Consider the following 5,798-nt stretch of genomic DNA (forward strand, 5'->3'; position numbering starts at 1 on the left):
AAAAAATTACCCCATCGCACCCAAATTTTTTCCGAGATTTTTGCCGACGGCTTGACAAATGAATAAAAATGTGGTAATCAGCCGAGGGAGGGAGAACCCTAGGTTTACCTATTTGGGTCTATGTAATTTATGGCAGTGACAAACCCGCCTAGCAAGTGTTTCACTGCAATGTTTTTTGCGGGCAGGAGTTTGGCGATCGCGAACTAGCTATCGGGGAGAGAGAAAGGCGCTGAAGGACGTTTGCCTCAGTGGGATTAACCCACGCCTTGTCTTATGTTACTAATATTGGGGTTGAAAGGAGGCTGGCAATTGATGAAGAATTTGGGCGATCGCTTGCTCCAGAGTTCTTCGCGATCGAGCTTGTAGAACTTGCCATCGGGCATAATCGTCTCGGTGAAATTCGTGTTTGCCATTTCCGCATCCATTACCCTAGCTTCTGCCAGATTCGCCCCACTGAGATTTGCCTCATTCAAATTGGCTTGGAGTAAGATAGCTTTAATTAAAATTGCTCCATGCAGATTTGCACCCTTGAGGATTGCGCCCATCAGCATGGCTCGCCACATCACCGCTCCTGTGAGCGTTGCATTTGTGAGGTTGGCTTTTGTGAGGATTGCGCCAGTCAAATTCGCTCCTTTCAGATTGGCATTTTGCAGTTCGCTTTGAGTCAAATCTGCCAGTCCCAAGTCTGCATTTTCCAAACAAGCTCCCCGCAAATCCGCACCCATTAAATCCGCGCCGGTGAGTTTGGTTTCCTTCAAACAGGCATTTCGCAAGTCTGCTCCTACTAAAGAAGCGCGCCGCAAATCGCTTCCGCTCAAGTCTGCGCCCTGTAGAGTGCTGCGAGAGAGATTAATTTGACAAAAATCTCGGTTTCCCAAGGCATATTGGTTGAGAACTTCACAATTTTTTCTAACCATATTTTCCTCTTCAATTGTATGGTGTAGTGAAACGGAAGATGAACGATCCGATAGGGTTTTCAATTCAGAGATAACATGCTGGTAGGATTTTATTAGCGAATTTTCGAGCGATAAAGCTAGGAGGCAATAGCCGCGCTGCGGATTGATTTCGATTAATTAGCGACTCAATTCCTGGCGGTGCTGAGAGCCAAAGCGCCATTTAATTGTGGGTGGGATAATGACGACAGAACTTTCTCTCCATTCATCTTCAAAGTGGGATAGGTTCGCCGGTGAGCCTTGCTGTACGCGAGTGGAAATTCCGCAAGCGCCGTCTTGCTCTAAGGCTTCTACGTAACAAGATTTGGCGAATTCAGCTCGATCTAGGGTGTCAAAAGCGCCAAAATAGTAGGTACAAAAAGGAGACTGGGTGACAATTTCTACCCACCAGCCCACTTCGCCCTGGTTCCTTTTTGTGGTGTTCGTTGAGTTCATACTATCGATCCCTCTTGCGACAAGAACACTGCTAATTTCGGTCAGATAGCTGTGTTGGATGGGCTGTAGGTTCTGCAAAAATTTAGGAAAATTGTGGGGATGGCATTCCTGGGGCGATCGCTCACCGGTGGTTTTCCGGGGGAGAAAACTGCCGCGATCGCCGATATGATGCACGCGGATCGGAGGCGATCCGCGTTTTGCTCGGGTTGTGAACCGAGGCGATCGCCATCATAGGATTGGGTTTATCCTTACCGGAGGATTTCCGTCCACAAGGGATCCTCCGGGGATTTTGGGGTTTCCCAAGCCGGTCTAAAGCGATTGGGAAACAGACGATCTTCGATCCACCACCCCTCACAAGGCAGGCGATCGTCGATTTCGTGGTATTGGCACGCTGCAACCGTTTCGGTGTCGGCGTGACACCCCTGGCAAAATCGATTTAAAACATTCATGTTTTCCAGAACAATTGGATCGCTCATGGCAGGGTTAGGGGTGAATTTCCCCTTTTGTTACATCTACCTTCGAGATTAGATCGCAAACATGAAGATGTTTGGTAAGGAATCGCTCAATTTGGGTAGAATCGCCAGATTTTTTTGTAAATAATTATGAAGCCGTGCTGCATTCAAACTCCGTAGGGGTTAAAGAAATATTAAGCCCAGAGTTTGAGGCGATCGCTGCCCGGTGGAGTCGAGTTACAGAACCCGAAAGCCAGAATTTGTTGCTCGAATCAAGATTAAACGCGACAATGCTGAAGTTTTAGACCCTTCTGATTTTTATGCCATCAACCACGGAAGCTTTGAATTTCCCCATTTTTAGTCCGTGATTTTACCGACCTTCCTTGCGGGGTAGTGGAGGAGTGTCAATGACAAATTTCTCCTGTTTCGTTGCCGAACCTTTACCTTCAGCTTCACTATATCATAGAAAGATTCGCAATATTTTTTTTTTAGGATAAACTTTAGAAATCCGCTGGAAAATTTAACAAAAATTTCAGATTTTTTCGGAACAATTTGATAGAGAGGAGAAGACCCGCGCCACATCCGAACTGGGGTATAAATTGGCTCAAAAAACCGGCTCGGAGAGGAAGGTTTAGGGGTCATGCTGCGGGAAGGTGGGAGGGGCAAAGCAGGGGAATTCGGACGGATCCAAGTCTCCGTCAATGGTGGGGTGGAAAAATCGGTAAAAAAGCTTGTGGGTCGAGAAGGGGATGAAATCGACCGAGAAGCGGAAGCGGGAGTGGGGGTGAGGCGATCGCTAGATTGAGGAGTTGTTAAAAGCTCCGAGGGCAAACGGTTGCTCCCACTTCAATGGTGCAGGCGATCGCACCGATGGGAATCAAGGGACTTTTTCCGCAACAATTCAACATCAGCGATCGGCAAATTCCTGCCAAAAGGCAGAAATTCACCGAATAATTTAATCCAGCATCCTTCTTAGGTTTGTTGTCATTTTATCTTTGAAATTGCTATCCTAGAATAGTTGTAGCAACGATAAGAACGACATGGCTAGAGATTATATGCTTCGAATTCGGCTAAATAGCCAAGAATTAGATAGATTGAAAGCAGAAGCGGATCGGCGCGAACTTTCAATGTCAGAAGTGATTCGAGACTATATCAAGAGAATGCCCAAACCAAAGAAAGGTGCAGAACACTCAGAGGAGGCTCCTGCGTAATTGCTGCCCAAACAAAACGGGCGTGGTTTATTCCGAGCGTCCATCCTCATCGAATCCCTGGTCAGGTTCTTCCCGGGAGGAGGGGCTTGCCCGATCGTCAAATCCCAGTTCGGGTTCTTCCCGGGGCGATCGCTCTCGATCGGCATCAGATTGCCCGTGGGGGGAAAGCCGTTCATCCTCATCAAGTCCCAAAGGGGATTCAGAGGATGGCGGTTCCCCCTCCTGGGTTTCAAAACTGTCCAACGGTTCCAAATCTTCGGGGGAAAAACTAGCAGGTTCGCGGCGATGAATGCGAATTTGATTTAATCGCGGCCCTTCTGCGGAGACCACGGTAAGTTCGAGATTATCGTAGTGAAGAACTTCTCCTTCAACCGGTATTTTTTGGAATTGGTAGAGTACAAAACCACCGAGAGTTTGGTAGTCATCGATTAAAGGAAAATCCAGATTGAGGATTTCGTTTACTTCTTCCAGGTGAATTTGCGCTTGGACGAGAAAAGTGCGATCGTCGAGCATTTGCACGCTTAATGCTTCTCGGTTTTCGATTTCGGGACTATCTCCAATAATTTGGGCCACTAAATCGTTAATGGTGATTAATCCGGCAGTGCCGCCAAATTCGTCCACCACCATCACCATTGCCCGTTCCGATCGCTGCATGATCGGGAGCAATTCGCTCAAGGGGGTATATTCCGGAACGAAGCGCGCGGGTCGGATCCAAGCGGCGATCGGCGTGTCAGGAGTGAGGATACCCCGGGCCAAGGGTTCGGCGAGTTGTTTGAAATAAATAATCCCGCGAATATCGTCTAAGGATTCTCCAATCACCGGATAGCGCGAGTGAGTGCTGCTGACCACTTCATCCACCAAGGTTTGAAAGGTCGCATCGTAGGGAATGGCGCGAATGCTGGTACGCGGAACCATCACCTCGTTGGCGGACACATCGCCAAATTCAAAGACGTTATTGAGCAGTTCTCGCTCTTCCGCCTCCAATCCCGTAGATTCGCGTTCTGTAGCGATAATCAGTTGCAACTCTTCTGGCGTGACGCGACTGGACCAGGCGCGCGGGTTGTAACGAATGCCCCCCAAACGCAACAACCAGCGGGTGGATTGGTTTAAAATCCAGATAAAGGGATTGAAAAATCGCGCGATCGCCAAACTGAGCGGTCCTAACCAGCGGGCCAGTTGCTCGGCGTAAAGCAAGGCGATGGATTTCGGGCAGAGTTCTCCCAAAACAATTTGCAAATAGGCAACTAATAAAAAAGCCACCGGAATTGCCAGAGAATGGGCGATGAGCTGCTTGATATTTTGCTCTAGGGGCCATTGGCGCATCCAACTGGCCACTAAGACTGCCATCGTATTTTCGCCAATCCAACCGAGGGCGAGACTCGAGAGAGTGATACCCAGTTGGGTGGTGGAGAGGAGGCGATCGATGTTGCGCTGTAGGTGCTGCACCGTTTTTGCTTGTAAATCGCCGCTTTCCGCAAGCTGATTGATGCGCGATCGCCGCACGGACACCATCGCAAATTCTGTGGTAACAAAAAAGGCATTGATGGCAATCAGCGCAAAAACGGAGAACAACCGCAGGAGCAGATCTTGCCAAGTATGGGCGGTTTCCACAGGAACTTGAGTGACCAAAGCGCTACCAGCCTCCAGTCCAACGACACCAAAGGCAACTATCCATACCAGTAAAAATAAGCTTAGAGAACGCACCAGAAATCTTCATCTTGTAACGGTTTAAAATCGAGAGTTAATCGAAACGTGAGGGTCATTTAATTCCCCGACTAAAACATTAAAAACGGTATCATTTTAGAAAAAAATTGAAAGGGCGAAGGGGAGAAAAATTGAGGCTGAAAAGTGGAAAATTGAGCCAATCGGACTGCTCAATTTTCACTGCAAAACTGCTCAATTTGTCATTCTCCCCTTCACCCCGCCATGCGATCGCCTGAGTGGATCAATTAATTGGGATGTCCGAGAGTTCGAGCTGCAATTGCCGATCCGGATAGTCTGTCAGGGTCAAAGAGAGTTTTTGCGCGTTTTCCAATAACGCCGTGGGAATGGTCACGGTGCCGCTATACGCGCGATCGTTGGGGGGAAGTTCTCCCGGTAGTCCCTCGGTAGTCGCACTGAGCGATCGCCCGCGATCGTCGGTGACGTTTAAAAAGCTGTAGAGAAACTGCACCGATCGCGACCCGGAATTTTTCAGCGTCACCTCTAACTCGAGGGAGCCGTTTTGCTTTTTCACCCCCCCCACTTCTAGGTTCACGTCGCCATCGGCACTCGCCATCGGAAAGCGATCGTCTTTTTTCTCTTCCTTGGCTTCGCTATCGGCGTTGGCTGTTGTGCCCTGTGACTCCGCTTGCGCTTTCGGTTGGGGCTTTGCCTCCGCCGGGGGGGGCACTTTCCCCTCTCTTATCGCCTTCACCTGCTCGACAATCTTTTTTTCCTCTAATAACTTGATTCCTTTGCCCTCCTCGATCTTGCTGGAGTTGGAATCCCCCGCATTTGCCGTAGTCGGACGAATGTCGGGCTGCGTTACCTCTTTTAGGGCTTGAGTCCCTAGGGTTAATCCCCACCGCGCACTGGTTCCACCAGCAATGAGCATCATGCTTAACAACAAAAAGGTTAAAACGATCGTAGGATTGAGTTTCATAGTAGCCTCCGATATGTTTGGAAACTCCCGTGCTTTAGCCGGGGGAGGAAAAACGAACGTGCGGCTTTAGCCGCCGTCAAAACTATATTGAGAATTGGGTGTG

8 protein-coding genes are annotated in these 5,798 nt (G+C 48.9%); 3 read left to right on the forward strand and 5 right to left on the reverse strand.

The window, feature by feature from the left end; genetic code table 11:
* Positions 1 to 254: 254 nt before the first annotated feature.
* Together AC0QH1_RS09900 and AC0QH1_RS09905 are read right to left on the reverse strand one after the other, a co-directional pair.
* Positions 255 to 917, reverse strand: a complete 663-nt coding sequence (locus AC0QH1_RS09900; RefSeq protein WP_324630917.1) for a pentapeptide repeat-containing protein — start codon at positions 915 to 917, stop codon at positions 255 to 257.
* Between the two features lie 156 nt (positions 918 to 1,073).
* Positions 1,074 to 1,388, reverse strand: coding sequence for a DUF1816 domain-containing protein (locus AC0QH1_RS09905; RefSeq protein ID WP_324630918.1), 315 nt, complete (start codon positions 1,386 to 1,388; stop codon positions 1,074 to 1,076).
* 99 nt (positions 1,389 to 1,487) lie between these two features.
* Here AC0QH1_RS09905 and AC0QH1_RS09910 point away from each other — a divergent pair, with 99 nt between their 5' ends.
* Positions 1,488 to 1,622: a hypothetical protein gene (locus tag AC0QH1_RS09910; RefSeq protein WP_324630919.1), complete on the forward strand. Its 135-nt coding sequence runs from the start codon at positions 1,488 to 1,490 to the stop codon at positions 1,620 to 1,622.
* Between the two features lie 14 nt (positions 1,623 to 1,636).
* Here AC0QH1_RS09910 and AC0QH1_RS09915 read toward each other — a convergent pair whose 3' ends face one another.
* On the reverse strand, positions 1,637 to 1,864 hold the full coding sequence (locus AC0QH1_RS09915) for a hypothetical protein (RefSeq protein WP_324630920.1): 228 nt from the start codon (positions 1,862 to 1,864) through the stop codon (positions 1,637 to 1,639).
* A 616-nt stretch (positions 1,865 to 2,480) separates the two neighbouring features.
* Here AC0QH1_RS09915 and AC0QH1_RS09920 point away from each other — a divergent pair.
* Positions 2,481 to 2,645, forward strand: a complete 165-nt coding sequence (locus AC0QH1_RS09920) for a hypothetical protein (protein ID WP_324630921.1) — start codon at positions 2,481 to 2,483, stop codon at positions 2,643 to 2,645.
* Positions 2,646 to 2,895: 250 nt separating this feature from the next.
* Positions 2,896 to 3,051: a ribbon-helix-helix protein, CopG family gene (locus AC0QH1_RS09925; RefSeq protein ID WP_324630923.1), complete on the forward strand. Its 156-nt coding sequence runs from the start codon at positions 2,896 to 2,898 to the stop codon at positions 3,049 to 3,051.
* A 27-nt stretch (positions 3,052 to 3,078) separates the two neighbouring features.
* Here the strand turns inward: AC0QH1_RS09925 and AC0QH1_RS09930 are convergent, their stop codons facing one another.
* Together AC0QH1_RS09930 and AC0QH1_RS09935 are read right to left on the reverse strand one after the other, a co-directional pair.
* A complete protein-coding gene (locus tag AC0QH1_RS09930) occupies positions 3,079 to 4,698 on the reverse strand; it encodes a hemolysin family protein (RefSeq protein WP_324630924.1) in 1,620 nt (539 codons plus the stop codon).
* 298 nt (positions 4,699 to 4,996) lie between these two features.
* A complete protein-coding gene (locus AC0QH1_RS09935; protein ID WP_324630922.1) occupies positions 4,997 to 5,695 on the reverse strand; it encodes a P1/P2 acidic ribosomal protein in 699 nt (232 codons plus the stop codon).
* Positions 5,696 to 5,798: the final 103 nt, after the last annotated feature.

The organism is Phormidium sp. CCY1219, assembly GCF_055795085.1.